This window comes from Pseudomonas sp. GW821-FHT12A04, from assembly GCF_058807755.1.
Window position 1 is genome coordinate 48542 of sequence record NZ_JBXAQZ010000006.1, and the last position, 26346, is coordinate 74887.

29 protein-coding genes and 1 tRNA gene are annotated in these 26346 nt (G+C 59.4%); 25 read left to right on the forward strand and 5 right to left on the reverse strand.

The window, feature by feature from the left end; genetic code table 11:
* Positions 1 to 16: 16 nt before the first annotated feature.
* From AC1RS8_RS11230 to mtnC, 4 genes are read left to right on the forward strand one after another with little or no spacing between them, the layout of a single operon-like run.
* Positions 17 to 1168 (forward strand): MFS transporter, encoded by a 1152-nt coding sequence (locus AC1RS8_RS11230; protein WP_489340061.1) that lies wholly within the window; start codon positions 17 to 19, stop codon positions 1166 to 1168.
* The gene (locus AC1RS8_RS11235) at positions 1165 to 1785 is read left to right on the forward strand and encodes a methylthioribulose 1-phosphate dehydratase (RefSeq protein WP_057715747.1); all 621 of its coding nucleotides are present in this window, start codon (positions 1165 to 1167) and stop codon (positions 1783 to 1785) included. The genes AC1RS8_RS11230 and AC1RS8_RS11235 overlap by 4 nt, the downstream gene beginning before the upstream one ends.
* A 20-nt stretch (positions 1786 to 1805) precedes the next feature.
* Positions 1806 to 2351, forward strand: coding sequence for a 1,2-dihydroxy-3-keto-5-methylthiopentene dioxygenase (locus AC1RS8_RS11240; RefSeq protein WP_159389551.1), 546 nt, complete (start codon positions 1806 to 1808; stop codon positions 2349 to 2351).
* Positions 2352 to 2355: 4 nt separating this feature from the next.
* Entirely contained in the window at positions 2356 to 3039 is a 684-nt protein-coding gene (gene mtnC, locus AC1RS8_RS11245; protein WP_489340062.1) for an acireductone synthase, read from the forward strand.
* A 122-nt stretch (positions 3040 to 3161) separates the two neighbouring features.
* Here mtnC and AC1RS8_RS11250 read toward each other — a convergent pair whose 3' ends face one another.
* Complete coding sequence (locus tag AC1RS8_RS11250; protein ID WP_057715744.1) at positions 3162 to 3440, reverse strand: DUF3509 domain-containing protein; 279 nt, start codon at positions 3438 to 3440, stop codon at positions 3162 to 3164.
* Between the two features lie 357 nt (positions 3441 to 3797).
* On the opposite strand from AC1RS8_RS11250, the gene AC1RS8_RS11255 reads away from it, so the two are divergent.
* The 10 genes from AC1RS8_RS11255 (at position 3798) to AC1RS8_RS11300 (ending at position 12912) form a co-directional block, all read left to right on the forward strand.
* Complete coding sequence (locus AC1RS8_RS11255) at positions 3798 to 5636, forward strand: long-chain-acyl-CoA synthetase (RefSeq protein WP_489340063.1); 1839 nt, start codon at positions 3798 to 3800, stop codon at positions 5634 to 5636.
* 97 nt (positions 5637 to 5733) lie between these two features.
* Positions 5734 to 6252: an ankyrin repeat domain-containing protein gene (locus AC1RS8_RS11260; protein WP_218496822.1), complete on the forward strand. Its 519-nt coding sequence runs from the start codon at positions 5734 to 5736 to the stop codon at positions 6250 to 6252.
* Between the two features lie 246 nt (positions 6253 to 6498).
* On the forward strand, positions 6499 to 7029 hold the full coding sequence (locus AC1RS8_RS11265; protein ID WP_489340064.1) for a hypothetical protein: 531 nt from the start codon (positions 6499 to 6501) through the stop codon (positions 7027 to 7029).
* 80 nt (positions 7030 to 7109) lie between these two features.
* Complete coding sequence (locus AC1RS8_RS11270) at positions 7110 to 7301, forward strand: PLD nuclease N-terminal domain-containing protein (protein ID WP_057715740.1); 192 nt, start codon at positions 7110 to 7112, stop codon at positions 7299 to 7301.
* Between the two features lie 226 nt (positions 7302 to 7527).
* On the forward strand, positions 7528 to 8403 hold the full coding sequence (gene speE / locus AC1RS8_RS11275; protein ID WP_057715739.1) for a polyamine aminopropyltransferase: 876 nt from the start codon (positions 7528 to 7530) through the stop codon (positions 8401 to 8403).
* Between the two features lie 176 nt (positions 8404 to 8579).
* Positions 8580 to 8813: a hypothetical protein gene (locus AC1RS8_RS11280; RefSeq protein ID WP_057715738.1), complete on the forward strand. Its 234-nt coding sequence runs from the start codon at positions 8580 to 8582 to the stop codon at positions 8811 to 8813.
* A gap of 209 nt (positions 8814 to 9022) precedes the next feature.
* Entirely contained in the window at positions 9023 to 9367 is a 345-nt protein-coding gene (locus tag AC1RS8_RS11285; RefSeq protein WP_007971898.1) for a ribonuclease E inhibitor RraB, read from the forward strand.
* Between the two features lie 366 nt (positions 9368 to 9733).
* Positions 9734 to 11143, forward strand: a complete 1410-nt coding sequence (locus tag AC1RS8_RS11290) for a circularly permuted type 2 ATP-grasp protein (RefSeq protein WP_046042936.1) — start codon at positions 9734 to 9736, stop codon at positions 11141 to 11143.
* 12 nt (positions 11144 to 11155) lie between these two features.
* Positions 11156 to 12106 (forward strand): alpha-E domain-containing protein, encoded by a 951-nt coding sequence (locus AC1RS8_RS11295; RefSeq protein WP_057715736.1) that lies wholly within the window; start codon positions 11156 to 11158, stop codon positions 12104 to 12106.
* The gene (locus tag AC1RS8_RS11300; protein WP_154946569.1) at positions 12103 to 12912 is read left to right on the forward strand and encodes a transglutaminase family protein; all 810 of its coding nucleotides are present in this window, start codon (positions 12103 to 12105) and stop codon (positions 12910 to 12912) included. The genes AC1RS8_RS11295 and AC1RS8_RS11300 overlap by 4 nt, the downstream gene beginning before the upstream one ends.
* Positions 12913 to 13032: 120 nt before the next feature.
* Here AC1RS8_RS11300 and AC1RS8_RS11305 read toward each other — a convergent pair whose 3' ends face one another.
* Entirely contained in the window at positions 13033 to 13854 is an 822-nt protein-coding gene (locus AC1RS8_RS11305; protein ID WP_489340065.1) for a c-type cytochrome, read from the reverse strand.
* 595 nt (positions 13855 to 14449) lie between these two features.
* On the opposite strand from AC1RS8_RS11305, the gene AC1RS8_RS11310 reads away from it, so the two are divergent.
* The 3 genes from AC1RS8_RS11310 to AC1RS8_RS11320 all read left to right on the forward strand — a co-directional run bounded on the left by AC1RS8_RS11310 (position 14450) and on the right by AC1RS8_RS11320 (position 18642).
* Positions 14450 to 15655: an acetyl-CoA C-acetyltransferase gene (locus tag AC1RS8_RS11310; protein WP_102672399.1), complete on the forward strand. Its 1206-nt coding sequence runs from the start codon at positions 14450 to 14452 to the stop codon at positions 15653 to 15655.
* Positions 15656 to 15679: 24 nt separating this feature from the next.
* Positions 15680 to 17824, forward strand: coding sequence for a 3-hydroxyacyl-CoA dehydrogenase NAD-binding domain-containing protein (locus AC1RS8_RS11315; protein WP_489340066.1), 2145 nt, complete (start codon positions 15680 to 15682; stop codon positions 17822 to 17824).
* Positions 17825 to 17919: 95 nt separating this feature from the next.
* Positions 17920 to 18642: an amidotransferase gene (locus AC1RS8_RS11320; protein WP_057715731.1), complete on the forward strand. Its 723-nt coding sequence runs from the start codon at positions 17920 to 17922 to the stop codon at positions 18640 to 18642.
* Positions 18643 to 18742: 100 nt separating this feature from the next.
* Here AC1RS8_RS11320 and AC1RS8_RS11325 read toward each other — a convergent pair whose 3' ends face one another.
* The 3 genes from AC1RS8_RS11325 to AC1RS8_RS11335 all read right to left on the reverse strand — a co-directional run bounded on the left by AC1RS8_RS11325 (position 18743) and on the right by AC1RS8_RS11335 (position 21500).
* Positions 18743 to 19714: a magnesium and cobalt transport protein CorA gene (locus AC1RS8_RS11325; RefSeq protein ID WP_489340067.1), complete on the reverse strand. Its 972-nt coding sequence runs from the start codon at positions 19712 to 19714 to the stop codon at positions 18743 to 18745.
* A gap of 159 nt (positions 19715 to 19873) precedes the next feature.
* Positions 19874 to 20596 carry a lysophospholipid acyltransferase family protein gene (locus tag AC1RS8_RS11330; RefSeq protein ID WP_057715729.1) on the reverse strand — a complete coding sequence of 241 codons (723 nt, stop codon included), beginning with the start codon at positions 20594 to 20596 and terminating at the stop codon, positions 19874 to 19876.
* Between the two features lie 214 nt (positions 20597 to 20810).
* Positions 20811 to 21500, reverse strand: a complete 690-nt coding sequence (locus AC1RS8_RS11335; RefSeq protein WP_057715728.1) for a crotonase/enoyl-CoA hydratase family protein — start codon at positions 21498 to 21500, stop codon at positions 20811 to 20813.
* Positions 21501 to 21808: 308 nt separating this feature from the next.
* Here AC1RS8_RS11335 and AC1RS8_RS11340 point away from each other — a divergent pair.
* The 8 genes from AC1RS8_RS11340 to AC1RS8_RS11375 all read left to right on the forward strand — a co-directional run bounded on the left by AC1RS8_RS11340 (position 21809) and on the right by AC1RS8_RS11375 (position 26345).
* Positions 21809 to 21898, forward strand: a tRNA-Ser gene (locus AC1RS8_RS11340).
* Positions 21899 to 22431: 533 nt separating this feature from the next.
* On the forward strand, positions 22432 to 22686 hold the full coding sequence (locus AC1RS8_RS11345) for a type II toxin-antitoxin system HicA family toxin (RefSeq protein ID WP_218542839.1): 255 nt from the start codon (positions 22432 to 22434) through the stop codon (positions 22684 to 22686).
* Positions 22683 to 23015 (forward strand): type II toxin-antitoxin system HicB family antitoxin, encoded by a 333-nt coding sequence (locus AC1RS8_RS11350; protein WP_223503170.1) that lies wholly within the window; start codon positions 22683 to 22685, stop codon positions 23013 to 23015. The genes AC1RS8_RS11345 and AC1RS8_RS11350 overlap by 4 nt, the downstream gene beginning before the upstream one ends.
* A gap of 59 nt (positions 23016 to 23074) precedes the next feature.
* Entirely contained in the window at positions 23075 to 24418 is a 1344-nt protein-coding gene (locus AC1RS8_RS11355) for a serine hydrolase domain-containing protein (protein ID WP_489340068.1), read from the forward strand.
* On the forward strand, positions 24415 to 24735 hold the full coding sequence (locus AC1RS8_RS11360) for a YbjQ family protein (protein ID WP_090454008.1): 321 nt from the start codon (positions 24415 to 24417) through the stop codon (positions 24733 to 24735). The genes AC1RS8_RS11355 and AC1RS8_RS11360 overlap by 4 nt, the downstream gene beginning before the upstream one ends.
* A 146-nt stretch (positions 24736 to 24881) precedes the next feature.
* Complete coding sequence (locus AC1RS8_RS11365; protein ID WP_057716647.1) at positions 24882 to 25070, forward strand: hypothetical protein; 189 nt, start codon at positions 24882 to 24884, stop codon at positions 25068 to 25070.
* A gap of 311 nt (positions 25071 to 25381) precedes the next feature.
* Positions 25382 to 25750: a hypothetical protein gene (locus AC1RS8_RS11370; RefSeq protein WP_007988063.1), complete on the forward strand. Its 369-nt coding sequence runs from the start codon at positions 25382 to 25384 to the stop codon at positions 25748 to 25750.
* Positions 25751 to 25865: 115 nt separating this feature from the next.
* The gene (locus tag AC1RS8_RS11375) at positions 25866 to 26345 is read left to right on the forward strand and encodes a glycine zipper domain-containing protein (RefSeq protein WP_150812360.1); all 480 of its coding nucleotides are present in this window, start codon (positions 25866 to 25868) and stop codon (positions 26343 to 26345) included.
* The last annotated feature ends 1 nt before the right edge of the window (position 26346 follow it).

Genomic DNA, 26346 nt, shown 5'->3' on the forward strand with positions numbered 1-26346 from the left:
TGGTCGCAGCCGTCTGATGGCGACTGCGGCGCTCCCGTACTGGCGGCTCTCCAGTTTCTATCTGTTCTATTTCGCCTTGCTCGGTTCGACAGCGCCGTTTCTGGCGCTGTACTTCGATCACCTGGGGTTCAGCGCAGCGCGGATCGGCGAGCTGGTGGCGATCCCGATGCTGATGCGCTGTGTGGCGCCGAACATCTGGGGCTGGCTGGGCGACTACACCGGTCGGCGACTGGCCATCGTGCGCTTCGGCGCGATGTGCACGCTGCTGACCTTTTCGCTGATTTTCGTCAGCAAGACCTACGCCTGGCTGGCGATGGTCATGGCCTTGCATGCGTTCTTCTGGCACGCGGTGTTGCCACAGTTCGAAGTCATCACCCTGGCGCATTTGCAGAGCCAGACCTCGCGCTACAGCCAGATTCGCCTGTGGGGCTCGATCGGTTTCATCATCACCGTGGTCGCGCTGGGCCGTTTGTTTGAATGGCTGAGTCTGGACATCTATCCGGCGGCGCTGGTGCTGATCATGGTGGGCATCGTGCTCAGCAGTCTGTGGGTGCCCAATGCCCAACCGGCCCCGGGCAACCGGGTGGCGGGGGAGGGATTCCTCAAGCAACTGCGCAACCCCGGTGTTTTGGCGTTTTACGGCTGCGTGGCGCTGATGCAGATGAGCCACGGACCGTATTACACGTTCTTGACCCTGCACCTTGAGCGCCTGGGTTACAGCCGGGGTGTGATCGGCATGCTCTGGGCGGTCGGCGTGGTCGCCGAAGTCCTGATGTTTTTGGCCATGAGCCGGATCTTCGCGCGCTTTTCACTGCGCCGGGTGCTGATGGCCAGCTTTCTGCTGGCGGCGTTGCGTTGGCTGTTGCTGGGTTCGCTGGCAGAGTTTCTTTGGGTACTGTTGTTTGCCCAGATCCTGCACGCGGCGACGTTCGGCAGCTTTCACGCCGCTGCCATTTCATTCGTGCAACGTAGCTTCGGTGCGCGCCAGCAAGGCCAGGGCCAGGCGCTGTACGCCGCATTGGCCGGCACTGGCGGTGCGTTGGGCGCGTTGTATTCCGGCTACAGCTGGAATGCCCTCGGCGCGGCATGGACATTTAGTATTGCCAGTCTCGCAGCCGTCGCGGCTGCCGTTATCATTGCCACACGTATGCAAGAGGACAGGCCATGAGCCTTACCCGTGAACAACTCGCCCAGGAAATCATCGACGCCGGGCGTTTTCTGTATGGCCGCGGCTGGTCGCCGGCCACCAGCAGTAATTACTCGACCCGCCTGTCGCCGAGCGAAGCCTTGCTGACCGTGTCCGGCAAGCACAAGGGGCAACTGGGCATGGACGACGTGTTGGCCACCGACCTGTCCGGCAACAGCCTGGAACCGGGCAAGAAACCGTCCGCCGAAACCCTGTTGCACACCCAGCTCTACAGCTGGCGCCCGGAGATCGGTGCCGTGTTGCACACCCATTCCGTGAACGCCACCGTGCTGTCGCGCCTGACGCCGCAAGACTTCATCGAGTTCGAAGACTACGAACTGCAAAAGGCCTTCAGCGGTGTGACGACCCACGAATCCCGGGTGCGGGTGCCGATTTTCGACAACGACCAGGACATTGCGCGACTGGCCGCCAAGGTGCAGCCTTGGCTCGACGCCCATCCCGATTGCGTCGGCTACCTGATCCGTGGCCATGGCCTGTACACCTGGGGCGCGCGCATGAGCGATGCCCTGCGGCAGATCGAGGCCTTTGAATTTTTGTTCGAGTGCGAGTTGAAGATGCGCTCGCTCTTTAAAGCATGAACCGTTAAGGAGTTGCCCTGATGAGCAGCCTGTCCGTCTATCACGTCTCCAGCCCTGAAATTCCCAACAAGGTGCTGACCCATTTCGAAGACATCGCCTCGACCCTGGCCGAGCAGGGCGTACGCTTCGACCGCTGGCAAGCTGCGGCGAAGATCCAGCCGGGCGCCACTCAGGACGAAGTGATTGCCGCCTACCGGGAGCAAATCGACAAGCTGATGACCGAGCGCGGTTACGTTACCGTCGACGTGATCAGCCTCAACAGCGATCACCCGCAAAAAGCCGAACTGCGTGCCAAGTTCCTCGACGAACATCGCCATGGCGAAGATGAAGTACGATTTTTCGTTGCCGGCCGTGGCCTGTTTACCCTGCACATCGACGATTACGTCTACGCGGTGCTGTGCGAGAAAAACGACCTGATCTCGGTACCGGCCGGAACCAAACACTGGTTCGACATGGGCGAGCATCCGCACTTCGTCGCGATCCGTCTGTTCAACAACCCGGAAGGTTGGGTGGCCAATTTCACCGGCGAAGACATCGCCAGCCGATTCCCGCGCCTGGAGGACTGAGTCGATGCCGATCAAAGCGATTCTCACCGACATCGAAGGCACCACCAGCGCGGTGAGTTTTGTGTTCGACGTGCTGTTCCCCTATGCCGCCAAACACTTGCCGGCGTTTGTCCGTCAGCATGCCGAACGCGCCGATGTGGCGGAGCAACTGGCTGCCGTGCGCCGCGACAGCAACGAACCGGACGCCGACGTCGAGCGGGTCGTCGAGATCCTGTTGGGCTGGATCGCTGAAGACCGCAAGGCCACGCCGCTGAAAGCATTGCAGGGCATGGTCTGGGAGCAGGGCTATCAGGCCGGGCAGTTGAAGGGACATGTGTACCCGGACGCCGTTGAAGCGCTCAAGCGCTGGCATCGGGACGGCTTTCAACTGTTTGTTTATTCGTCCGGTTCGATCCAGGCCCAGCGGTTGATCTTCGGCTGCTCAGAGGCGGGGGATCTGACGCCACTGTTCAGCGGCTATTTCGATACCACTTCGGGCCCCAAGCGCGAGGCGCAGTCCTACGCCAACATCACCCAGGCGATCAACCTTGAGGCGGGGCAGATTCTGTTTCTGTCGGACATCGTCGAAGAACTCGACGCAGCGCGCACGGCGGGGATGGCCACTTGCGGGCTGGCCCGCGAGGGTGGGGAACTGGCGGGGCATGTCACTGTGGACAGCTTTGCGCGGATAAATCCCGCCAATTTCTAAACGCCGCAAAACCTGTGGGAGCGAGCTTGCTCGCGATAGCGATATGTCATCCAACATTGATGTTGACTGACACTCCGCTATCGCGAGCAAGCTCGCTCCCACAGTGTTTTTCCCACAACTGTTTACAGCGAGTGATAGGTCGGCAGGGCAAACCGTTGCTGGCTCTGCAGCATGGAAATCTGCGGCAGTTCACTGGCTTGTTCGGCGAGGTCGCGGCGAATCGCACTGATGACCCACGTCAGTTGGTCGCCATTGTGCAATTGCTGATAGGAAATCGAGCGCTTGAACACCTTGCCTTCGCCGCCGCTCAGGGTCAGCAGGATCCCACCGTCAGGCCGGGCATGGGTGGTGACTTCGAAGTTGGAGAACAGGGACGAAAATTTTTCCTGAATCAGGTTCATTTCTTTCAGCTCCGTTGGCTCTTGAATGGCAAGCATACGGAGAGGGTTGCAGTGATTGTGCCAGCCTGGGTTGTTTGTAAAATATCTTATAAAACAACAAGTTAGTATCTGTGGTGATTTTTGCTTTCGTGCATTCTGCATGAACGGCCATCGTGCATCCTGCATTTTGCGAGGTCGCTCGGCGATTCGATGGAACCATTGCGTGTGCGGGGGTTCACGATTGGCCTTGTATCAATCGCAGATCAAGATCGCGGATACAAAACATTTCAAAAACCGCGTGTACAGCTCAAGAACCGTTGACGTATTTTCGGGTTCAGTCATCGCAGCCCGACAATAAAAAGATCGAACGGGAGCATCATGAGTCGCACGTCGAACGACACGATTACCTGGAGCATGATGCTCCGCAAGCTGCCTTCCATCGCCAAGGCCATCCCCCGGGTGGTGAGGGGCATGAAGGCCGCCAACGTCAAGGACCCGACCCAGGCGTGTGGTTTGGGCTGGAGTTTCGAGCAAGCCACGTTGCGCAACCCGGATGGCCCGGCGCTGTTGCAAGGTGACGTAACGCTCAGTTACTCCGAGGTCAACCAATGGGCCAATCGCATCGCCCATCACCTGATCGGCCAAGGCATCGGCAAGGGTGATGTGGTGGCGGTCTTCATCGAGAACCGCCCGGAATTGCTGGTGACGATTCTGGCGGTGGCCAAGGTCGGCGCGATCAGTGCGCTGCTCAATACCTCGCAGACCCGCGACACTCTGGTACACAGTGTGAACCTGGTGGCGCCGGTGGCGATCATTGTCGGTGAGGAGTTGGTCCCGGCGTACCTGGCGGTGCGTGAGCGGGTGTCGATCAAGGCTGCGCGAACCTGGTTCGTTGCCGATCAGGACACCTCTCGCCAACCCGGTATCGCACCTGAAGGTTTCATCAACCTGATGACCGTCAGCCTCGACGACGCCAGCGACAACCCGGCCAGCAGCCAGCAGATTTTCTTCGACGATCCCTGCTTTTATATCTACACCTCGGGCACCACGGGGCTGCCCAAGGCCGGCGTGTTCAAGCACGGTCGCTGGATGCGCAGCTCTGCGAGCTTCGGCGTGATCGCCCTGGACATGCGCCCCGAGGATGTCGTCTATTGCACCTTGCCGCTGTACCACGCCACGGGCCTTTGCGTGTGCTGGGGTTCGGCCGTCAGTGGGGCCAGCGGGTTCGCCATCCGCCGCAAATTCAGCGCCAGTCAGTTCTGGAACGATGCGCGCAAGTACCGGGCGACCACCATCGGTTATGTCGGCGAACTGTGCCGCTACCTAGTCGATCAACCGCCCGGCTCCGAGGACAGCCGGCACGATGTGAAGAAAATGATCGGCAACGGCTTGCGCCCCGGCGCCTGGAGCGAGTTCAAGACCCGCTTTGCGGTGAATCACATCTGTGAGCTGTACGCCGCCAGCGACGGCAATATCGGTTTCACCAACATTCTCAATTTCGACAACACCATCGGTTTTTCCCTGATGTCCTGGGAGTTGGTCGCGTACGACCATGACAGCGGCGCGCCGATTCGACAGGTCAATGGCCTGGTGCGCAAGGTCGCCAAGGGTGAGCAGGGGTTGTTGCTGGCAAAAATCGACGACAAGGCCCCCCTGGACGGCTACACCGATCCGCAGAAAACCGCCAAGGTCGTGCTTGAGGATGTGTTCGAAAAGGGAGACCGCTACTTCAACACCGGCGACCTGTTGCGCAACATCGGCTTTGGGCATGCACAGTTTGTCGACCGCCTGGGCGACACCTACCGCTGGAAGGGCGAAAACGTTTCGACCACGGAGGTCGAAAACATCCTCCTGCAACACCCGCTTATTTCCGAAGCCGTGGCCTATGGCGTGGAAATCCGCAACACCAATGGCCGGGCCGGGATGGCGGCGATCACTCCCGCCGAATCCTTGGCAACTCTGGACTTCAGTGAGCTGCTGGCCTTCGCCCGCGAGCAGATGCCGGCCTATGCAGTGCCGTTGTTCCTGCGGGTGAAAGTGAAAATGGAAACCACCGGGACGTTCAAATATCAGAAGACCCGACTCAAGGACGAGGCCTTCGACCCGGGTAAAACCGGCGATGACCCGATCTATGCCTGGCTGCCGGGGACGCAGACTTATGTACAGGTCACGGAGCAGTTGTTGTCCGACATTCACGGCGGCAAGTACCGCTATTGAATCTGGCTATGGCCGCCCATGAGAAAAAACAAGTGACAGTGCCGGGGGCGCTCGGGAAACTGTCGGCTTTTACGAATGACAGAAAAGGGAGTGCCCAATGTCAGACAAAAGCCGCCAGATGACCCCCGAAGAAGCCGCCGAATTTACCGAACAGGTATTCAACAAGGCACGGGAGGGCGATGCGGCGATGATGGCCGCGCTGCTGACCAAGGGGTTGCCGCCGAACCTGCGTAACCACAAGGGCGATACCTTGCTGATGCTGGCCGCGTATCACGGGCATGTGGACACGGTAAAAGTCCTGCTGGAGCACAAGGCCGACCCGGAGATCCGCAACGACAACGGCCAGAGCCCGATTGCCGGTGCCGCCTTCAAGGGCGACCTGGCGGTGATCAAGGCCTTGGTCGATGGCGGCGCCCAGGTTGAAGGCTCGTCCTTCGATGGCCGCACGGCGCTGATGATGGCGGCGATGTTCAACCGCGTCGAAGTGGTCGATTACCTGATCAGCAAGGGCGCCGACCCGAAAGCCAAGGACGCCAATGGCATCACCGCGCTGGAGGCTGCCAGGACCATGGGGGCTTCCGATACCGTTGCGCAACTGCAAAAGCTCTTGAGCTGACGCCGTACCCTGTGGCGAGGGGGCTTTTGTGGCGAGGGGGCTTGTCGGATCGCCGCACCGTCCCGTTCGGCTGCGGAGCAGCCGTAAAGTCAGCAAATGCGGTCTTTCTGATGTACCCCAATTGAATGTTTTGGGGCCGCTTCGCGACCCAACGGGGGCAAGCCCCCTCGCCACAGGTCCGCATTTCCCTCATTAATGCGCTATCCTTCGCGCCCTCAAAATTCACCTCGCTACAGGACCCTCCCCATGAAAGCCGCACTCGTCGAACTCATCAGCAAAATCAGCTCCGGGTGCATGGGCGAAGACGAAATCGTCAAGGTCGCGGACGAAGCGGCCCAGGCCTACGCCGATCCCGAGGCTTTTCTGACGGCCAATCCGGACATCAACTACGACGAAACCTTCCCGATCCCGCTGGGTGAGTGGGTGGTGGTCGGCAGCCTGCCGGAAACGGTGCTTTTCCAGGCTGACACTTACATGGACCTGTTCGCGCAGATCGTCGCCTCGTTCGGCCCGGGTGTGGAGTTCAATCTCAAGCCCAAGCAACTGGCCAGGACCGAAGCTCTGACCGCGCTCAACCGCATCCAGGTGCAGATGAGCAGCATGAACAAGGAAAACGGTGGCTACACGCTGATGAACTTCAGCCAGTTGCTCGATGACGAGTTGCAGGTGGTCCTGGTCTACGGCAACGACGTGCCACGGGTGCTGGAATTGTGCACCGAAGTGGGCATTACAGCCGCGCCATCCCTGGACGCCCTGAAAGTGGCGATCCACGTCTGATCCAGACACTGTCAATAAAAAGGAATCCTCGCGACGACCGTCTATCCTGAGGGGGCATATCACTTTTCGGGAGCGTCACCATGGGTTCTACGTTCAACAGCCTGGTTGCCTTGATCATTTTTGTCCTGGACATCTGGGCCATCATCAACGTCTTCAAAAGTAGTGCCGGGACCGGGATGAAAATCCTCTGGGTACTGCTGATCGCGCTGTTGCCGGTGCTGGGACTGATCATCTGGGCCATTGCCGGGCCGCGGGGCAACGTCAAACTCTGAGCGTCGACACTGAACCTGTGGGAGCGGGCTTGCTCGCGAAAGCGGTGAATCAGTCAACATTTATAGCGACTGACACTACGCCTTCGCGAGCAAGCCCGCTCCCACATTCGACCTGTCATGTTCCGCGACGTAGAATGCGCGCCTTTCCCGGCCAATCGAGACGCTCGATTGGCCATCATGGGCGGGTAACCGTCCGTTGCCACCCGCATTCATCGGAGCACTTCCCATGAGCAACATCCCTGCCAGCGACTACCTGGAAACCCTCTACGAAGGCTACGGCCAGCGTTTTCGCATGGAAAAACTGCTGCACGAAGTGCGCACCGAGCACCAGCACCTGGTGATCTTCGAGAACCCGCGCATGGGCCGGGTGATGGCGCTGGACGGCGTGATCCAGACCACCGAAGCCGACGAATTCATCTACCACGAAATGCTCACCCACGTGCCGATCCTGGCGCACGGTGCCGCCAAGCGCGTGCTGATCATCGGCGGCGGTGACGGCGGCATGTTGCGTGAAGTGGCCAAGCACCGCAGCGTCGAGCACATCACCATGGTCGAGATCGACGGCACCGTGGTCGACATGTGCAAGGAATTCCTGCCGAATCACTCCAAGGGTGCATTCGATGATCCACGCCTGAACCTGGTGATCGACGACGGCATGCGTTTCGTCGCTACCACCACTGAAAAGTTCGACGTGATCATTTCTGACTCCACCGATCCGATCGGACCGGGCGAAGTGCTGTTCTCGGAAAACTTCTACCAGGCTTGCCACCGCTGCCTGAACGAAGGCGGCATCCTGGTGACCCAGAACGGCACGCCGTTCATGCAGATCGAAGAAGTGAAGACCACCGCCGGTCGCCTGCGCAGCCTGTTCCCGGACTGGCACTTCTATCAGGCCGCCGTACCGACCTACATCGGTGGCTCGATGACCTTCGCCTGGGGCGCCACCAATACCGCTTATCGCAAGTTGTCCCGCGAAACCCTGCAACAGCGCTTCGCGGGCAGCGGCATCATCACCCGCTACTACAATCCTGAAATCCACATCGGCGCCTTCGCCTTGCCGCAATACGTGTTGCAGGCAGTGAACAAGCCAAGTAACGACTGATTGGCTGAAACACAAAACCTGTGGGAGCGAGCCTGCTCGCTCCCACATGGTTTGTGCATGGGTGTCGGGAGAGATTTTCACATCCGTCGATATGTTTGCTCCGGCGGAACAATTAGCCAGCTAACAAGGTCGAGATAGAGGTAGGCCCATCCATGGGTTTTATCGAGGAGGCACCAATGCAAAAGTGGAAAGTCACCTTCGTAGATGATCACGGCGAACAAGTTGACGAAGTGTTCGAAAGCGCGGAATGCCCGAACAACGAGCAAGCCGCCAAACTCATCCGCGCGCGTCGCCTGCCAGTTGCTGCCGAACTCGACCTCAATGATCTGGAGGGGCGCACCGACAATCCGACGGTCAAAAGCCTGAAACTCCAGAACAGCATTCAAATCCTCGGCATTACTCCAATCTGAACGACACCTGTCGCATTCGCATCCAGGCCTTGGCACGGGCTCTGTCTTGAGGCTACTCTGCAAGCGAGATCAGCGAATGAATCGCTAAGGTCTGGTCTTGTAGCTCCATGCTTGTTTCCCGCCGGCACATCGGTTGCCGTCGCTCGCGCTGTTCGGTTGCGGGTGAGGGAGTACGGAAAGTCTATCCATCGTTTTGAGGAGGACGTTTCATGAGCACAGCCTATCAAGAAGACATCAGCAGCAGCGTGCTGCGCCGCATGAAAGAAGGCGGTTTTGACTTTTCACGGTTTCATCCCATCGAGTTCTACGCCATTTTCCCGGATGAGGAGCGGGCACGCAGGGCGGCAGGTCATTTCCACCGTGGTGAATCCCTGGATGCGCAAGTCAGTGTGCGCGACGACGGCGCCTGGGCGCTGGAGCTGTGCAAGGTCATGTATGCCACCTACGACGATATCGGCGACTTCGAACAAGGTTTCGAAGCAGTGGTCGAGCCTCTGGGCGGCATCATCGAAGGCTGGGGTGTGAAACAGGAGGTACGAGGGCGACTCGCATAACCTTATGAACAGTGACAATCAGCAATCACGGCTGACCTTCGGGTTGGCCGTTTTCATTTGTGGGCGTTGGACAGCAAAAAAAAAGCCGCCAGGGCAGGCGGCTAAAAGGGAAGTTCGGTGAGCTTTTCAGCGAATGCCTGGATTATCCGTACCCATTGCCGGGCAGTGAAATCAACTCTGACTATGCTGGTGATAGGCGACCACCACGCCTTGCAATGAAGCGGGGGCGATCAGGTTGGGGCATTTACCGCACAGGATTGGTGCGGTACGTGCGCGTTGATTATCCAACCGATTGAAATTTAAGCGTTTATGCCGATGGCACGGGCCTTGCGAAGGTCTGGACGTCCGAGTGACAAGGAGTACGGCATGATCCGCACCTATTTTGATGAGATGTACGATGCCGGCGGCCTGGTCCGCCCGCATTATCGGGAGTTTGCCCGTTGGCTGGCCGAGACGCCTGACGAGCTTCTGGCACAACGGCGACGCGAGGCCGATCTGTTGTTTCATCGCGCCGGGATTACCTTCACGCTCTACGGGGACGAGCAGGGCACAGAGCGCCTGATCCCCTTCGACACCATTCCACGCAGCATCCCCGCCAGCGAATGGCGGATTGTCGAACGCGGCTGCATCCAGCGGGTCAAGGCGTTGAACATGTTCCTCGCCGACCTCTACCACGAGCAGCGCATCATCAAGGCCGGCATCATTCCGGCCGAGCAGGTGCTGGCCAACGAGCAGTACCAGTTGGCGATGCAGGGCCTGGACCTGCACCGCGATATCTATTCGCACATCTCCGGCGTCGACCTGGTGCGCGACGGCGATGGCACCTACTACGTGCTCGAAGACAATCTGCGTACGCCGAGCGGCGTCAGCTACATGCTCGAAGACCGCAAGATGATGATGCGCCTGTTTCCCGAGCTGTTCGCGGCGCAACGCATTGCCCCCATCGACCACTACCCGAACTTGCTGCTCGACACCCTGAAAAGTTCAAGCCCCATCGATAACCCGAGCGTGGTGGTGCTGACGCCGGGGCGCTTCAACAGTGCGTTCTTCGAACATGCGTTCCTGGCGCGGGAAATGGGCGTGGAACTGGTGGAGGGCGCGGACCTGTTCGTGCGTGACGACAAGGTCTACATGCGCACCACCGACGGGCCGAAAGCGGTCGACGTGATTTATCGTCGCCTCGACGACGCCTTCCTCGATCCCCTGGCCTTCAACCCGGAATCGATGCTCGGTGTGCCGGGGCTGCTGTCGTCCTACCGTTCCGGCAACGTGGTGCTGGCCAATGCCATTGGCACGGGGGTAGCGGACGACAAATCGGTGTATCCGTTCGTTACCGACATGATCCGTTTCTACCTCGATGAAGAACCGATCCTGAAGAACGTGCCGACCTGGCAATGCCGTAATCCGTCTGAGCTTTCCCACGTGCTGGCCAATCTTCCAGAACTGGTGGTCAAGGAAACCCAAGGCTCCGGCGGGTACGGAATGCTGGTGGGGCCGGCGGCGACGGCGGCGGAAATCGAAGCCTTCCGCGCGCGGATCATCGCCAAGCCCCATGCGTATATCGCGCAACCGACGCTGTCACTGTCGACCTGTCCGACCTTTGTCGAAAACGGCATTGCGCCACGCCATATCGACTTGCGGCCGTTTGTCCTGTCGGGTCGTGAAACCCGGGTCGTGCCCGGCGGCTTGACCCGCGTCGCCCTGCGCGAAGGCTCACTGGTGGTCAATTCCTCCCAGGGCGGTGGAACCAAGGACACCTGGGTGGTCGAGGATTAAAGGAAGCCTGTCATGTTAAGTAGAACTGCCTCGGATTTGTATTGGATGTCGCGTTACCTGGAGCGGGCGGAAAACCTCGCACGGATGCTCGACATCAGTTATTCGCTGTCGCTGATGCCGCAGGACGGTCGTGGCGACGGTTTGCACGAACTGGCCATGCCGCTGTTGATCACTGGCACCCTGGACGATTACCTGGAGCGCCATGGCGAACTGCATGCCGAACGGCTGCTGCATTTCTTCGCCCTGGATGCGGCCAACCCGGCGAGCATCTACAGCTGCCTCGGTGCCGCACGGGCCAGCGCCCATGCGGTGCGTGGGCGCATCACCGCCGACATGTGGGAAAACATCAACGCCACCTGGCTGGAAATTCGCGGCATCGCCGAACAGGGCCTCAGTCGCTACGGAATGAGCCGTTTCTGCGAGTGGATCAAGGAGCGTTCCCACCTGTTCCGGGGCGCGTCCTACGGCACCATCATGCGTAACGATGCGTTTCGCTTCATTCGTCTGGGGACCTTTATTGAACGGGCGGACAACACCTTGCGCCTGCTCGATGCCCGCTACGAAATGGCCGGCGATCAGGCCGAAGCGGTCAGCGATGGCACCGCTCACGCGTATTACCAGTGGAGCGCTTTGTTGCGGGCATTGTCGTCATTCGAGGCCTACACGGAAATCTACCGCGACGCCCCTGGCGCCCGGCATGTGGCGGAGTTGCTGTTGCTGCGGGCCGATGTGCCACGATCCCTGCGTGCCTGCACCGAAGAAATCGACCAGATTCTCTCGCAATTGCCGGGGGCCAACGGTCGCCCGGCACAACGCCTGGCGGCAGAAATGGACGCACGCCTGCGCTACACCGGCATCCATGAAATTCTCGAAGAAGGCCTGCACGCCTGGCTGACCGAGTTCATCCCGCTGGTGCGCCAGTTGGGTAACGCGATTCACAGTTCTTATCTGGAGGCCGCATGAGACTTTCCATTAGCCACGAAACCACCTATCACTACGAAGACAAGGTGCGGGCGAGCATCCAGTATCTGCGCCTGACCCCCCACGACAGCGAGCGCCAGCACGTGCTCAGCTGGCAGCTCGACCTGCCGCGTCCGGTGCGGGCGCAACTCGATCCGTTCGGCAACATCCTGCATGTGCTGACCATGGACGAGCCCCATGAGGCGATCATCATCGGTGCCCGTGGCCAGGTCGATATCGACGAAATGCGTGAGGCCGAACACGAGAGCCAGTCGGCACTGCCGTTTCTGCGCTTCACCCGTTTGACCGAAGCCGACGCCGCCCTGCGTGCGTTCGCCGAGAAGGAATGCAGGCAACGCCGCGATCGCACGGCGCTGATCGATCTGATGCATGGCCTCAACCAGCATATGACCTACACGCCGGGCTCCACGGAAGTGGACACCAGCGCGGCCCAGGCCTTTGCCGGACGGTCCGGCGTGTGCCAAGACCACACCCACGCGTTTCTCGCCTGCACCCGCAGCCTGGGCATTCCAGCGCGTTATGTGTCGGGCTATCTGTACAGCGAAAACAGCGAACACCTGGCCAGCCACGCCTGGGCCGAAGCCTGGCTGGATGACGCCTGGTACAGCTTCGACGTGACCAATGAGCTGGCCCGGCCGGAACGCCATCTGAAACTGGCGGTGGGCCTGGATTACCTGGATGCCTGCCCGGTGCGCGGGATGCGCCGGGGCGGCGGGTGTGAGCAGATGCACGCCAAGGTGCTGGTATCACCGACGCCAGCGCCGGTGATTTCAGTGCAGCAGCAGTAGGCGCGATACCAAGGAACCTTGTGGGAGCGAGCTTGCTCGCGATGGCGTCATTTCAGTCAATACTTTTGTGACTGATACACCGCTATCGCGAGCAAGCTCGCTCCCACAGGTACGATGTTGTTACGGCTTAACCTTGCGCCCGACCATATGCCGCAAATACCCCACCAGGCTCTGCAGATCCCCATCCGGCAACACCTCGGCCGAGAACCCGGGCATCTTCGCTTGCGGCCACTGGCGCAAACTCTGTGGATCGCGGATGTAGCGTTTGAGGAAGTCCGCACCGAAGTACTCGGTCGGGTTGTACGGAATATTCAGGTCCGGCCCGAATTGCGCGTCCCCGGCGCCATTGAGTCGATGACAGGCCAGGCAGTTCTTCTGGAACAACGCAAATCCCTTGTTCACCGGATCATCCGCCTTCAGTGCCGGATCGGGCAGCAGTGCGGGAAAGCGCTCGGCCACGGGTGCCAGGCGTTTGATGCTCGCCACCTGGAACGGCCATTGTTCTGGGCTGATGTTGCCGGCCTGCGGATTGCTCCAAACCAGATAGAACGGCCCGGCGCCCGGCTTGCCTTCGGATAGCGGTGGCCAGGGTTTGCTCGGGTCTTCAATCGCCAGCCACGCCTGTGCACCCTGGGTATTGAGCAACGGCGCGGCTGTCATTTCGGCGGCAAAGCCATCCAGCGCCACGGCTTGCAGGTGGTCTTCAGGCTTGATGCCGGTCAGCAGTGCGGACAGCGGCACGGCGCGGTAGCTCATGTCCCGCTTGTAGGAAACGTCGTTGCTGATGTCGATGGTTTGAACCTGAGGATGCTTGAGCAATTGCTCGGTCTGCCAGGTGCGACTGTTCGCGCCCAGCTCCAGGTTCAGCTGTGCGGCATACAGGGGCGAGCCGAACAGCGTGGCCCCGAGCAGAATGAGCATTTTCAAGTGATCGCCGTCCATGTCGTGCAAGTGCCGCAAAGATTGGCACAGCCACGCTGGCCCGGGTAGCGGGCCAGTCACATTTTGAGAGTGGCAATTCAAAAACTGTGACGCCGTAGCTTTATAGACGCGACTAGCCGATGACCTTGGTCAGGTTCGGCAATATCAACAACAGCGTGGTGGCGAAAAGGATGAGCCCGGCTTGACGTACTTTCGATTGTTTGAACATGGCTTGACCGCCTTTTTTGTTATTTCCTGATGCCTGCCCGCATAGCATCCATGATGGCAGCGCGTTGCACTTCCTGTAGTGACGAGTGCCTCGGCAAAACCCGACGACAACTTCGTACATGTTCACCTTAGAGCCCGCGATACGCTTGGCTTAGATCCATTTCGTATGGTGTTCTTCAAATTCGCGTTAAAAATGGCATGAGGCCTAGTGCCAGCTTCTTTGGCAGCCGTTGGCTAGACAGCTTGGTGTCCTGAACGGTAGCTGACTACCGTTCGTCTGAGCGTGAGCGTCAATGTCTGTGAGCGCTGCGGTCATTGAATCAAACGCGGCTCGGGCCAAGAGTGGGCACTCGGTATCTACCCATCTGCACTGCGGTTCGAGGACGTCATGACCCAAGCATTGATTTTCGACGCGTTACGCACGCCCCGTGGCAAAGGCAAGGCCGATGGCGCCTTGCACAGCGTCAAACCGGTGAACCTGGTGGCTGGTTTGCTCACCGCACTGCAACAGCGCACAGCGCTGGACACCAGCCAGGTCGATGATGTGGTGCTTGGCTGCGTAACCCCGATTGGTGATCAAGGTTCCGACATCGCCAAGACTGCCGCTCAGGTGGCCGATTGGGATGTCAGCGTGGCGGGAGTACAGATCAACCGGTTCTGTGCTTCGGGGCTGGAGGCCGTGAACCTCGGCGCGATGAAAGTGCGTTCCGGTTTCGAAGACCTGGTGGTGGTCGGTGGTGTCGAGTCGATGTCCCGGGTGCCGATGGGCAGCGATGGCGGGGCCTGGGCGCTGGACCCGGCGACCAACCTGCACAGTCACTTCACGCCACAGGGCGTGGGTGCAGACCTGATCGCCACCCTTGAAGGCTTCAGCCGTCAGGACGTCGATGCCTACGCGTTGCATTCCCAGCAAAAGGCTGCACGGGCGCGGGCCGACGGTTCGTTCAAAAAGTCGCTGGTGCCGGTGCAGGACCAGAACGGCATCATCCTGCTCGATCACGATGAGTTCATCCGCGCCGACTCGACCCTGGAAGGCCTGGGCAAGCTCAAGCCGAGTTTCGAGATGATGGGGCAGATGGGTTTCGATGCCACCGCGCTGCGGGTCTACAGCCATGTCGAGCGGATCAACCATGTGCACACCCCCGGCAACAGCTCCGGGATTGTCGACGGCGCGGCGCTGATGCTCATCGGCTCCGAAGCCAAGGGCCGGGCGCTGGGCTTGCAGCCACGGGCGCGGATTGTCGCCACGGCGGTCACCAGCACCGATCCGACCATCATGCTCACCGGCCCCGCGCCGGCGACCCGCAAGGCGCTGGCCAAGGCCGGGCTGCGGGTCGAAGACATCGACCTGTTCGAGGTCAACGAGGCGTTCGCGTCGGTGGTGTTGAAATTCATCAAGGACATGGCCGTCGATCCGGACAAGGTCAATGTCAACGGCGGCTCAATCGCCATGGGCCACCCGCTGGGCGCCACTGGCTGCGCCATTCTCGGCACGCTGCTCGATGAGCTGGAAGCCCGGCGCCTGCGTTATGGCCTCGCGACCCTGTGTGTCGGCGGCGGCATGGGCATTGCCACCATCATCGAACGCCTCTGAGCCCGGACATCAAGGAACCCAGTTATGAGCGAAGCCATTCGTTACGAAAAAGACCAGGACCAGATCGTCGTCCTGACCATCGACATGCCGGGCCAGAGCGCCAACACCATGAACGCGGTGTACCGCGAAGCCATGGCGGACTGCGTTGCGCGCCTGGTGGCCGACAAGGACAGCATCGCCGGTGTGATCATCACCTCGGCCAAGAAGACATTTTTCGCTGGCGGCGATCTCAACGAGCTGATCAAGGTTGGCAAACCCCAGGCCAAGGCCTTCTACGACATGGTGCTGAGCCTCAAGGGCCAGTTGCGCGCCCTGGAAACCCTCGGCAAGCCTGTGGTCGCGGCGATCAATGGCGCCGCACTGGGCGGCGGCTGGGAAATCTGCCTGGCCTGCCATCACCGCGTGGCGCTGGACCACCCGTCGGTGCAACTCGGCCTGCCGGAAGTCACCCTTGGCCTGCTGCCAGGCGGCGGAGGCGTGGTGCGCATGGTGCGCATGCTCGGCCTGGAAAAAGCCCTGCCTTATTTGCTTGAAGGCAAGAAAGTGCGGCCACCACAGGCATTGCAGGCAGGATTGATCGACGCGTTGGCGACCGATCACGAAGGCTTGTTGGCCAAGGCGCGGACGTGGATTCTGGCCAATCCAGCGGCGGTGCAGCGCTGGGACGTGAAGGGCTACCAGATTCCGGGCGGCACACCGTCAAACCCGAAAGTTGCGCAGATGCTGGCGATTGCGCCGTCGATCCTGCGCAGTAAAACCCAGGGCACGATGCCCGCGCCGGAGAAAATCCTCTGCGCAGCGGTCGAAGGCGCCCAGGTGGACTTCGACACGGCGCACTTGATCGAAACCCGCTACTTCACCGAACTGACCACCGGCCAGGTCTCGAAAAACCTGATTGGCACGTTCTGGTTCCAGCTCAACGAAATCAATGCCGGCGGCTCGCGGCCTCAAGGCTTTGCGCCTTATGTCACCCGCAAGGTCGGCGTGCTCGGCGCCGGGATGATGGGCGCCGGTATTGCGTTTGTCAGTGCGTCGGCGGGGATCGATGTGGTGCTCAAGGACATCAACCTCGCGGCGGCGCAGAAGGGCAAGGCGCATTCGGCGGCGCTGCTGGACAAGAAGGTTGCTCGCGGACAAATGAGCATCGAGCAACGCGACACCGTTCTGTCACGCATTCAAACCAGCGAAAGCGATGCCGACCTGGCCGGTTGCGACCTGATCATCGAGGCCGTGTTCGAGGATCGGGATTTGAAGGCCAAAGTCTCGTTGGCGGCGCAGAAGGTCGTCGGCGCGGACGCGGTGATCGCCTCCAACACCTCGACCTTGCCGATCAGCGGCCTGGCGTGTGCCGTGCCCGATCAGAGCAAGTTCATCGGCCTGCATTTTTTCAGCCCCGTGGAAAAAATGCCGCTGGTGGAAATCATCAAGGGCGCCAACACCAGCGATGAAACCCTGGCCCGCGGCTTCGATTACGTCCTGCAAATCAAGAAAACCCCGATTGTGGTCAATGACAGCCGCGGTTTCTTCACGTCGCGGGTGTTCGGCACCTTCACCAATGAAGGCATTGCCATGCTGGGTGAGGGCGTGAGCGCGGCGATGATCGAGACTGAAGCGCGCAAGGCCGGCATGCCGGTAGGACCGCTGGCGATCTCTGACGAAGTTTCCCTCAGCCTGATGAACCATATCCGCCTGCAAACGGCCAAGGACCTGCAAGCAGAAGGCAAACCGCTGACAGAACACCCGGCATTTACCGTGATTGACTTGTTGCTCAATGAGTTCAAACGTCCGGGCAAGGCTGGCGGTGGAGGTTTCTACGAGTATCCGGCGGGCGGCCAGAAACACCTGTGGCCTGAGTTGAAAACCCGCTTCGAGAAAGCCGACGGGCAGATTTCGCCCAAGGACGTGCGTGATCGCCTGCTGTTCGTGCAAGCCATCGAAACCGTGCGCTGTGTGGAGGAGGGGGTGTTGACCTCGACGGCGGATGCCAACGTTGGCTCGATCTTCGGCATCGGTTTCGCCGCCTGGACCGGCGGTGCGCTGCAGTTCATCAACCAGTACGGCGTGCAGGACTTTGTGGCCCGAGCCCAGTATCTGGCCACACAGTATGGCGAGCGGTTCGCGCCTCCCGCCTTGCTGCTGGAGAAGGCCGCCAAAGGGGAGGCGTTCTAAGGGGGAGATGATGCATTTCGGGGCTTGCCTTGTCACAGCGTTTCAAGGCAGGCTCTGGGGTGTGCATTATTCCCATCACGTGTCAGGTATTTTTTATGTCGTTACGCATCTGCATTCTGGAAACCGACCACCTGCGTCCGGAATTGGTTGACCAATATCAGGGCTACGGGCAGATGTTCAAACACCTGTTTTCGCAGCAGCCGATTGCCGCCGAGTTCACGGTCTACAACGTGGTGCAGGGTGAGTACCCAAGCGACGACCTGACGTTCGACGCCTACCTGGTGACGGGCAGCAAGGCCGACTCTTTCGGCACCGACCCGTGGATCGAAACCCTCAAGAAATATCTGCTGACCCGCTACGAGCGCGGCGACAAGCTGCTGGGCGTTTGCTTCGGTCATCAGTTGCTGGCGTTGCTGCTCGGTGGCAAGAGCGAGCGTGCGACCCAGGGCTGGGGCGTCGGCACCCACAATTACAAATTGGCCGCCAAGGCGCCGTGGATGAACCCGGTGCGCGAAGAATTGACGCTACTGATCAGCCACCAGGATCAGGTCACGTCGCTGCCGGAGAACGCCACGGTCATCGCTTCCAGCGACTTCTGCCCGTTTGCCGCCTACCACATCAACGATCAGGTGCTGTGCTTCCAGGGGCATCCGGAATTCATCCACGACTACTCCCGTGCCCTGCTGGAAATTCGCCAGCAGGCACTGGGCGAGCAGGTCTACTCCAAAGGGATCGCGAGCCTGGAACAGGAACACCACGGCACCACGGTTGCCGAGTGGATGATGCGGTTTGTCGCGCACAAGCCAACAGCTGTTTAAAACCTGTAGGAGCGAGCCCTGCTCACGATGGTCGTGAACGATAATGCGCCAAACCTGACAGCCCGCGGTGCTCTCAGGTTTTTCGCGAGCAGGCTCGCTCCTACAGCCACCCCGATTTCTTGAAGCTCGCCCACAACCCCAGACAACCCACCGTAATAAACCCCAGCACCCCGAAATACCCGTAGTGCCAGCCCAACTCCGGCATGTTCTGGAAATTCATCCCGTAGATCCCCGCCACTGCCGTCGGGAAGGCCAGAATCGCCGCCCAGGCCGCAAACTTGCGTTGCACCACGCTCTGGCGAGAGGCCTCCAACAGCACCCCGACCTCAATCGTCTGGCTGGCAATATCCGCCAGCGTCGTCAGGTCTTCCATCTGCCGCGTTACATGAATCTGCACATCGCGAAAGTACGGGCGCATGTTCTTGTCGATGAACGGGAAGCTCAGCCTCTGCAATTCCTCCCCGATCTCAATCATCGGTGCCACATAGCGACGCAAGCGCAAAACATCACGACGCAGGCCATGTAGCTTCTGGATGTCGTAGTCATTGAGCGAGCCGCACAACACGTTGCGCTCCAACTCATCGATTTCCCCGTGAATGGCTTCGCCCATCGGCTGGTAGTTTTCGATCACGAAATCGAGGATGGCATAGAGTACGAAATCTTCCCCGTGCTCAAGCAATAGCGGACGCGCCTCACAGCGCTGTCGGACATGGGCGTAGGATGCGGAGTGACCGTTGCGCGCAGTAATGATGTAACCATTGCCGGCAAAGATATGCGTCTCGATGAACTCGAGTTTGCCCTCATGGCGGATGGGCGAATACGTCACGATGAACAGCGCATCGCCGAAGGTTTCCAGCTTCGGTCGGCTGTGCTTTTCCAGGGCGTCTTCGATGGCCAGTTCGTGCAGGTTGAACTGGCGTTGCAGATTGTAGAGCTCCTCGGCGTTCGGCTCTTCGAGGCCGATCCAGACAAAGTGCCCGGGCCTTGCAGCCCAGGCTGCGCCTTCGTCAAGGCTGATATCAGTGACTCTCTTACCGGCGCTATAAACCGCAGCAGCAACAACTCTACCCATGATGGTGGTTCACTTCTTTTGGCAGCTTTCAATTGGCAACGAATGCATTGGCAGTGTGGCTCAGCTTAGCCTTGCAGTGTTTGAGAGTCAGTTAAATCTGCCGAGTTCTGGGCAAAGACGCACAGGCAAAAGAAAACCCGCACCAGGCGGGTTTCTTTTTCAGGCGGCTTGCAGTTGCCGGTCCATCGATTCGATGCATTCACGCATCTGCTCGCGGCACTGGGCGATCAGCAGGGGCATGTCGTCCAGGCTCAATCCAGCGGTGGGAATCGCCGGCAACGAGCGAATCAGGATTTTCCCGCTGCGCCAGCGGTTCAACCGCATGTGTTTGACGTAACTGCTGACGCACACCGGGACAATCGGCACCCCGGCGGCAATCGCCATCTGAAAGGCGCCTTTCTTGAAGGGCAGCAAGTCCTCACCCAGGTTGCGCGTGCCTTCCGGGAAAACCCAGATCGAGGTGTCTTTGTTTTGCAGGGTGTGGGTGGTGGTCAACATCGACTTGCGTGCCTTTTGCGCATTGCCACGGTCGATCAGCACATTGCCGGCCAGCCAGAACAACTGCCCGAACAGCGGCACCCACTTCAGGCTCTTTTTGCCGATGCACACGGTACGACGGGGCACCACGTTGCCAAACACAAACAGGTCATAGTTGGACTGGTGATTGGCGATGATCACGCAGCTGTCGGGTTTATCCATCAACGGCCCGACTTCGGCCTTCACTCGCAAACGCAAAATGCACATGGCCGGCCATGCGTACAGGCGTGCGCACAGGCGGCTGTTGTCCGGATTGAACGGCCGGCACAGGCCGAGCATCACCCCCAGCACACCCGCCACGATAAAGTGCAGGCCCATCAATGACATACGGCACAAAAACAGCATTTACAGGCCCCACCGGGACAAAAGGTGGCGCAGTGTACGGATGTGCACTGTTTTCGGCAATTGCTCCCAGGGAAGTGGGAGATGGTCGATGTTTGAGTTGATGTTTCCGACTATTTGGTCAGATGCGGCCTAGAGCGGTCACAGACGTTTAACGCAGACATGTATGAAAAAGCCCGACACGACGGTCGGGCTTTTCATTGCAGCAGATCCAGGCTTAGCCCAAATGCTCCTGATCCTGGATGATCGCGTTGTCCAGGGCCTCCAGCAGCGCTTTGCGCACTTTCAATTTGGTGTTCTTGTGCGCGGTCATGTTGATCTTCTTCAACTGACGAGCCGCCGCCAGTGCCGCGCCTTGCAGTTCTTCAGGCGAGACCACGACATCGAGGAAGCCGGCCGCCACGGCGCCTTGTGGATTGAACATCTCGCCGTTGACCACCGAACGCTGCAACGCCACTTTGTTCAGGCGGTCACGGGCAATCTCGATGCCCGCGTGGTGCATGGTCATGCCGATCTGCACTTCGTTCAGGCCAATGCTGAACGCACCTTCAACGCCGATGCGATAGTCAGCCGACAACAGCAGGAACGCGCCCTTGGCCACCGCGTGCCCCGGGCACGCCACGATCACCGGGAAGGGGTGCGACAGCAGGCGGCGGGCCAGGGTCGAGCCGGCGGTCACCAGCGCTACGGCCTCTCTAGGACCGGCCGTCATCACCTTCAGGTCATAACCGCCAGAGAGAATGCCCGGCTGGCCGGTAATGATCACCACCGCACGATCAGCCACTGCCCGATCCAGCGCAGCGTTGAACTCGGCAATCACATCCGGGGAGATGGCATTGACCTTGCCATTGCTCAAGGTCAGGGTCGCGATACCGTCTTCGAGATGGTAGGAAATCAACTCACTCATGACGCTATTCCTTTCAATAAAGTTGGGCAGACGTTACCCACCGCCGCAAGCCAGGTAAAGCGCCGTGACTGACCCGCCAGTCACCCTTTGCCCGCCCGTCAGGCGCAGCCCGCCGTGCCTGCTGCGCATTCCCCTCTATATAGAAGAGGGCACGAAGCCGGAGATTGGCCGGTTTGCCATGGCCGGGAACGACCGGAAACGCTGAATCGCGTTAACCGCATGAAAATTCTGAAAAAAATGTTTGCCATCGGAAAAGCTTTCGACTACATTAGCGCGCCTCGACAGACAGAACATGTTTGAAGAGATACGGTGAAGTGTCCGAGTGGCTTAAGGAGCACGCCTGGAAAGTGTGTATACAGGAAACTGTATCGAGAGTTCGAATCTCTCCTTCACCGCCACATTCTGCAAACACAAACCCCTGATTTTCCTAGAGAAAGTCGGGGGTTTGTGGTTTTTGGCGTCTGAAAAAGGGCCGTATGTGAACAAAGTGGGAACGCAGATGATTTATGGGGTGTTCTAGCTCGCACGATATGAGTGAGCGCATCAGACAAGTACCTATCTCGCTAATGCCTGCTTTCGGTCAACCGTCTCCTTTCGTGCGAAGTGATTATAAAAATGCAGTCTTCTTAGGGAGTATCTATACAGATCCACTTAAGGGTGTCCCGCCCAGGTTAAGACCAGCAAGGTAGTGGCCAGCTAAAAACGCAGCAAGCGTAAGGCTTTACGCAACTCTCGGAAATTGCCTACAACCCCGGCGAGAGTCACCCCGATATCCTGCCTGCCTTGCAAAACAAACGCTTCCACACGAAAAACGCCGCTTTCCTGTTCTGGATAAGCGGCGTTTTTTTAAGCACGCGTTAGAGGCTTCTCCCACGCATCAGCGATGTCATTCGCGGTTGCTAAATCCTGTGCGGTATCGTGATATAATACCATGAATAATAAACAGCTCAGCACCCTCAAAACCGTATTTTCAAGACCAGCCCCGGCCACCATGGAGTGGTCACGCATCGAATCTTTGTTCGGCGCTGCAGGGGCAAGAACCATCGAAGGCAATGGATCGCGAGTACGTTTTGAACTGAATGGCGTGGTGGCCACTTTTCATCGGCCCCACCCCGACAAAGAAGCCAAGCCCTACCAGGTGCGTGACGCCCGGGCTTTTCTTGAGCAAGCAGGAGTTACCCCGTGAACGTAATGAACTACAACGGCTACTCAGCCCGAATCGAGTACAGCGACGAAGACGGCCTGTTCGTCGGCCACATTGCGGGCATCAAGGATGTTGTCGGGTTTCACGGCGAGTCAGTCAAAGAACTTCGCACCGCATTCGAAGAGGCCGTCACCGATTATCTGGAGACTTGCGCCAAACTCGGCCGCACCCCACAGAAGCCCTATTCAGGCCATCTCAGTCTGCGCCTGACCCCAGCCCTTCACGCGACGGTAGCTGTGAAAGCTCAGTTAGCCCACAAAAGTATCAATCAGTGGGTTGCTGATGTTCTTGATCGCGAGGCGCATGCTTAAGCAGTGAATAAGCCGATCCGGCTGTAGACTGCTCAAACTCTTCGAACGGAATCGACATCATGCTCTATCCTCGCGCCAGTTTTCGCGGCGCAGCCAGGCTCATTGCGGCTGTGTCGATAGTTGCCGCGTCATCACTGGCCCTCGCATCCGCCCCTGCGATTTTTCCCGACGCCCAAGCCAGTGACCCGGCCAAACTTGGCTGGATGGTCGGTTCGCCACCCTCCGCTGATCGCACCGTGCGTTTTGAAGACGGCAGCTATTTCCAGTTCCCGGCAATGCGCTGGAGTGTTTCGAATTTCCGGCAACTGATGCCGACGATCAACGTTTCACGCGGCCTGGGTGCTCCGGTTCCTCTGGAGACAGTGCTACGCAAAGATATCGACGGGATCAGTTTTGTCCCGCTTGGCGCCAAGGCGCCGATGACGTGGGAGCAATCCCTCGCGGCCACGTACACCGATGGCATTGTGGTGATGCACCGCGGGAAAGTTGTCTACGAACGTTACTTCGGCGTGTTGAAGCCGGACGGCCAGCACGCCGCAATGTCAGTGACCAAGTCCGTGGTCGGCACGCTGGGTGCCATGTTGGTGGCGCAGGGGCGCATCGATGCTGACAAGCGGGTTGCCGAATATGTACCGGAACTGGCGGATTCTGCGTTTGGCAGCGCCACGGTACGGCAGGTGCTCGACATGACCACGGGCCTCAAATACAGCGAGGACTACGCGGACCCGGATGCCGAAGTCTGGGCCCATGCCCGGGCAGGCAACCCGTTGCCCAAACCCAAGGGTTATGAGGGACCGCGCAGTTACTACGAGTTTTTGCAGACGGTGCAACCGCAAGGCGAGCATGGCAAAGCGTTTGCCTACAAAACCGTCAACACCGACGTGTTGGGCTGGGTCATTGCCCGCGCCACCGGCCGCAATGTTGCGCAACTGCTGTCGGAGAACATCTGGAGCCGGTTGGGTGCCGAGCAGGACGGCTATTTCACAGTGGACTCCATCGGCACGCCGTTCGCCGGTGGTGGCCTGAATACGGGGTTACGGGATCTGGCGCGTTTTGGCGAGATGCTGCGTAACGGCGGTCGGTTCAACGGCCACCAGATAGTGCCAGAGGCAGTGATCGACGATATCCGTGGCGGCGGCGATAAGCAGGCTTTCGCCAAGGCGGGTTACACATTGCTCAAAGACTGGAGTTACCGGTCTATGTGGTGGGTGACGAGCAAGGAAGGCGGGGCATTCATGGCGCGTGGGGTCCATGGGCAGCGCATTTATGTCGACCCGAAGGCCGAGATGGTCATCGTCCGCTACGCATCCCATCCGGTGGCCAGCAACTCGGCCAATGATCCCGTCACTTTGCCGGCGTTTGACGCGTTGGCTGACTATCTGAACAGGAAGGAACACCCATGATCATCACCACGACCCAGTCCATCGAAGGCCGGCAAATTACCGCCTACCTGGACATCGTCAGCGCCGAGTCGGTGCAAGGGATCAACGTTGTCCGCGACGTGTTTGCCGGGATGCGCGACTTTTTCGGCGGGCGTTCCCAGACACTGGAGCGAGCGTTGAAGGAAGCACGCATTCAGGCCACCGATGAGATCAAGGAGCGGGCGCTGGCGCTTCAGGCGGACGCGGTGGTCGGGCTTGATTATGAGATCAGCATGCCGGCCGGAAAGGGAGGGATGGTCGTGGTGTTTGTGACCGGGACTGCGGTCAAGTTGAGGTAAAAGGTGAGAAGCCATTCGTCGGTCACGGGGAAATCCGAACGGCAGGTCCGTTAGTGACCGTCTAGTCTCAAAAACCTTGGCGATCGATATTCCTTCAGGCAAAGGGCTTGCCGCTGTCGATCGCGCTTTTTGAAAAGGGTGGAGAGATGGTTGATCCGTATATCGAGGACGATGGCGCAGAGTTTCCGATCAACAACTCCGTGCGGTGTGGTCAGACCCAGTATGTGGCCAGTTTCGGCGAGGACCAGACTGAGGTCGACAAGATCAAGACCAGGGCGTGCCGGGTACTGAAGGGCAAATTTTTACCCAAGGTGACAGCGCCGGTCAGGAAGTAATCGAACGTCAGGTAGACCCCGTCATAGAGCGGGGTTTTTCATGCTCGAAAAGTTTTATGACAATTTTTTTGAAGGGGGGGATCTTTCACGAACTTTTCACAACACCCTCCGTAATCTCGACTCATCCGTTAGAAAGCAACACCTGGCCCGTTTCCCCAGCGGGCTTTTTTTTGTCCGCGATAAAACCTTTTCGGTAAACGCTGTCCAACCCTCGCCAATCGCGAAGTTGGACCGGTGTGCTGGACTTTATCCGCGCAAAAGCATTCAATCTCGCCCCCTTTTGTGTACCCCCTATTTTTGAGGTTTTTGTCATGCGTTTAACACTGCCCGCTCTGGTTCTGGGGCTTCTGGTTGCTCAAGGTGCAATGGCTGGTGACGGCACTGCCGCGCTGGGCGGTGGCTTGGGCGGCGCATTGGGTAACGTCGTCGGCCAGAAGATGGGCGGCAGCACTGGCGCCGCGATTGGTGCGGGCGTCGCTGGCGCGGCAGGCAGCGCAGTTGCCGCCAAAAAAGGTCATCGCACCAGCGCTGCTATCGGTGGCGGTGTCGGCGCGGCCGGTGGTTCGGTGATCGGCAATAGCCTCGGCGGCAAGTCCGGTGCCACCATCGGTGCGGGCCTGGGCGGTGCATTGGGCGGCGGCGTGGGCAGCAACCTGGCCAATGGTCACAAGCGTCACTGATCCTGATCCAGATTTGAAAAGAGCCCGGCTTGATGCCGGGCTTTTTCATTTATGAACGTTTTACGCCGCAATGGCTCAAATCTTCCATACTCCCTTGAAGAATGTGAGGCGTGCCATGAACCCGAAAACCAACGACAAAAAAACCGTAAGCCAGAGTGCTCGGCGATTGATGTTGCCTGCGATTGTTTTTGGATTGTTGGTTTCTCAGGTGGCGCTGGCGGGAGGTAATGGAGATGCCGCAGTGGGCGGTGGTCTTGGTGGGGTGCTGGGCAATGTTGTCGGTGGCCAGGTGGGTGGTAGCACGGGTGCGGCCGTCGGTGCCGGAGTCGGCGGCGCGGCCGGTAGTGCCATTGCCGCGCCAAAGCGCAGTCGCACCGAAGCGGCGGTAGGCGGTGGTTTGGGCGCGGCGGGTGGATCAGTGATCGGCAACAGTCTTGGCGGTTCGACCGGATCGGCCATCGGTGCCGGTCTTGGCGGTGCAGCCGGTGGTGCGGTCGGCAATGATCTGGGGAGTGATAGCGGCCACTCCCATTCCGGTGGCGGACATAAACATTCGAACAAGCACCACAACAAGCACCACAATAAGCATCACTAGT

Bases quoted from the DNA above. Each gene is read 5' to 3' on its own strand.
- AC1RS8_RS11230 (WP_489340061.1), top strand. From the start codon at position 17: ATGGCGACTGCGGCGCTCCCGTACTGGCGGCTCTCCAGTTTCTATCTG.
- AC1RS8_RS11235 (WP_057715747.1), top strand. From the start codon at position 1,165: ATGAGCCTTACCCGTGAACAACTCGCCCAGGAAATCATCGACGCCGGG.
- AC1RS8_RS11240 (WP_159389551.1), top strand. From the start codon at position 1,806: ATGAGCAGCCTGTCCGTCTATCACGTCTCCAGCCCTGAAATTCCCAAC.
- mtnC (WP_489340062.1), top strand. From the start codon at position 2,356: ATGCCGATCAAAGCGATTCTCACCGACATCGAAGGCACCACCAGCGCG.
- AC1RS8_RS11250 (WP_057715744.1), bottom strand. From the start codon at position 3,440: ATGAACCTGATTCAGGAAAAATTTTCGTCCCTGTTCTCCAACTTCGAA.
- AC1RS8_RS11255 (WP_489340063.1), top strand. From the start codon at position 3,798: ATGAGTCGCACGTCGAACGACACGATTACCTGGAGCATGATGCTCCGC.
- AC1RS8_RS11260 (WP_218496822.1), top strand. From the start codon at position 5,734: ATGTCAGACAAAAGCCGCCAGATGACCCCCGAAGAAGCCGCCGAATTT.
- AC1RS8_RS11265 (WP_489340064.1), top strand. From the start codon at position 6,499: ATGAAAGCCGCACTCGTCGAACTCATCAGCAAAATCAGCTCCGGGTGC.
- AC1RS8_RS11270 (WP_057715740.1), top strand. From the start codon at position 7,110: ATGGGTTCTACGTTCAACAGCCTGGTTGCCTTGATCATTTTTGTCCTG.
- speE (WP_057715739.1), top strand. From the start codon at position 7,528: ATGAGCAACATCCCTGCCAGCGACTACCTGGAAACCCTCTACGAAGGC.
- AC1RS8_RS11280 (WP_057715738.1), top strand. From the start codon at position 8,580: ATGCAAAAGTGGAAAGTCACCTTCGTAGATGATCACGGCGAACAAGTT.
- AC1RS8_RS11285 (WP_007971898.1), top strand. From the start codon at position 9,023: ATGAGCACAGCCTATCAAGAAGACATCAGCAGCAGCGTGCTGCGCCGC.
- AC1RS8_RS11290 (WP_046042936.1), top strand. From the start codon at position 9,734: ATGATCCGCACCTATTTTGATGAGATGTACGATGCCGGCGGCCTGGTC.
- AC1RS8_RS11295 (WP_057715736.1), top strand. From the start codon at position 11,156: ATGTTAAGTAGAACTGCCTCGGATTTGTATTGGATGTCGCGTTACCTG.
- AC1RS8_RS11300 (WP_154946569.1), top strand. From the start codon at position 12,103: ATGAGACTTTCCATTAGCCACGAAACCACCTATCACTACGAAGACAAG.
- AC1RS8_RS11305 (WP_489340065.1), bottom strand. From the start codon at position 13,854: ATGGACGGCGATCACTTGAAAATGCTCATTCTGCTCGGGGCCACGCTG.
- AC1RS8_RS11310 (WP_102672399.1), top strand. From the start codon at position 14,450: ATGACCCAAGCATTGATTTTCGACGCGTTACGCACGCCCCGTGGCAAA.
- AC1RS8_RS11315 (WP_489340066.1), top strand. From the start codon at position 15,680: ATGAGCGAAGCCATTCGTTACGAAAAAGACCAGGACCAGATCGTCGTC.
- AC1RS8_RS11320 (WP_057715731.1), top strand. From the start codon at position 17,920: ATGTCGTTACGCATCTGCATTCTGGAAACCGACCACCTGCGTCCGGAA.
- AC1RS8_RS11325 (WP_489340067.1), bottom strand. From the start codon at position 19,714: ATGGGTAGAGTTGTTGCTGCTGCGGTTTATAGCGCCGGTAAGAGAGTC.
- AC1RS8_RS11330 (WP_057715729.1), bottom strand. From the start codon at position 20,596: ATGCTGTTTTTGTGCCGTATGTCATTGATGGGCCTGCACTTTATCGTG.
- AC1RS8_RS11335 (WP_057715728.1), bottom strand. From the start codon at position 21,500: ATGAGTGAGTTGATTTCCTACCATCTCGAAGACGGTATCGCGACCCTG.
- AC1RS8_RS11345 (WP_218542839.1), top strand. From the start codon at position 22,432: ATGAATAATAAACAGCTCAGCACCCTCAAAACCGTATTTTCAAGACCA.
- AC1RS8_RS11355 (WP_489340068.1), top strand. From the start codon at position 23,075: ATGCTCTATCCTCGCGCCAGTTTTCGCGGCGCAGCCAGGCTCATTGCG.
- AC1RS8_RS11360 (WP_090454008.1), top strand. From the start codon at position 24,415: ATGATCATCACCACGACCCAGTCCATCGAAGGCCGGCAAATTACCGCC.
- AC1RS8_RS11365 (WP_057716647.1), top strand. From the start codon at position 24,882: ATGGTTGATCCGTATATCGAGGACGATGGCGCAGAGTTTCCGATCAAC.
- AC1RS8_RS11370 (WP_007988063.1), top strand. From the start codon at position 25,382: ATGCGTTTAACACTGCCCGCTCTGGTTCTGGGGCTTCTGGTTGCTCAA.
- AC1RS8_RS11375 (WP_150812360.1), top strand. From the start codon at position 25,866: ATGAACCCGAAAACCAACGACAAAAAAACCGTAAGCCAGAGTGCTCGG.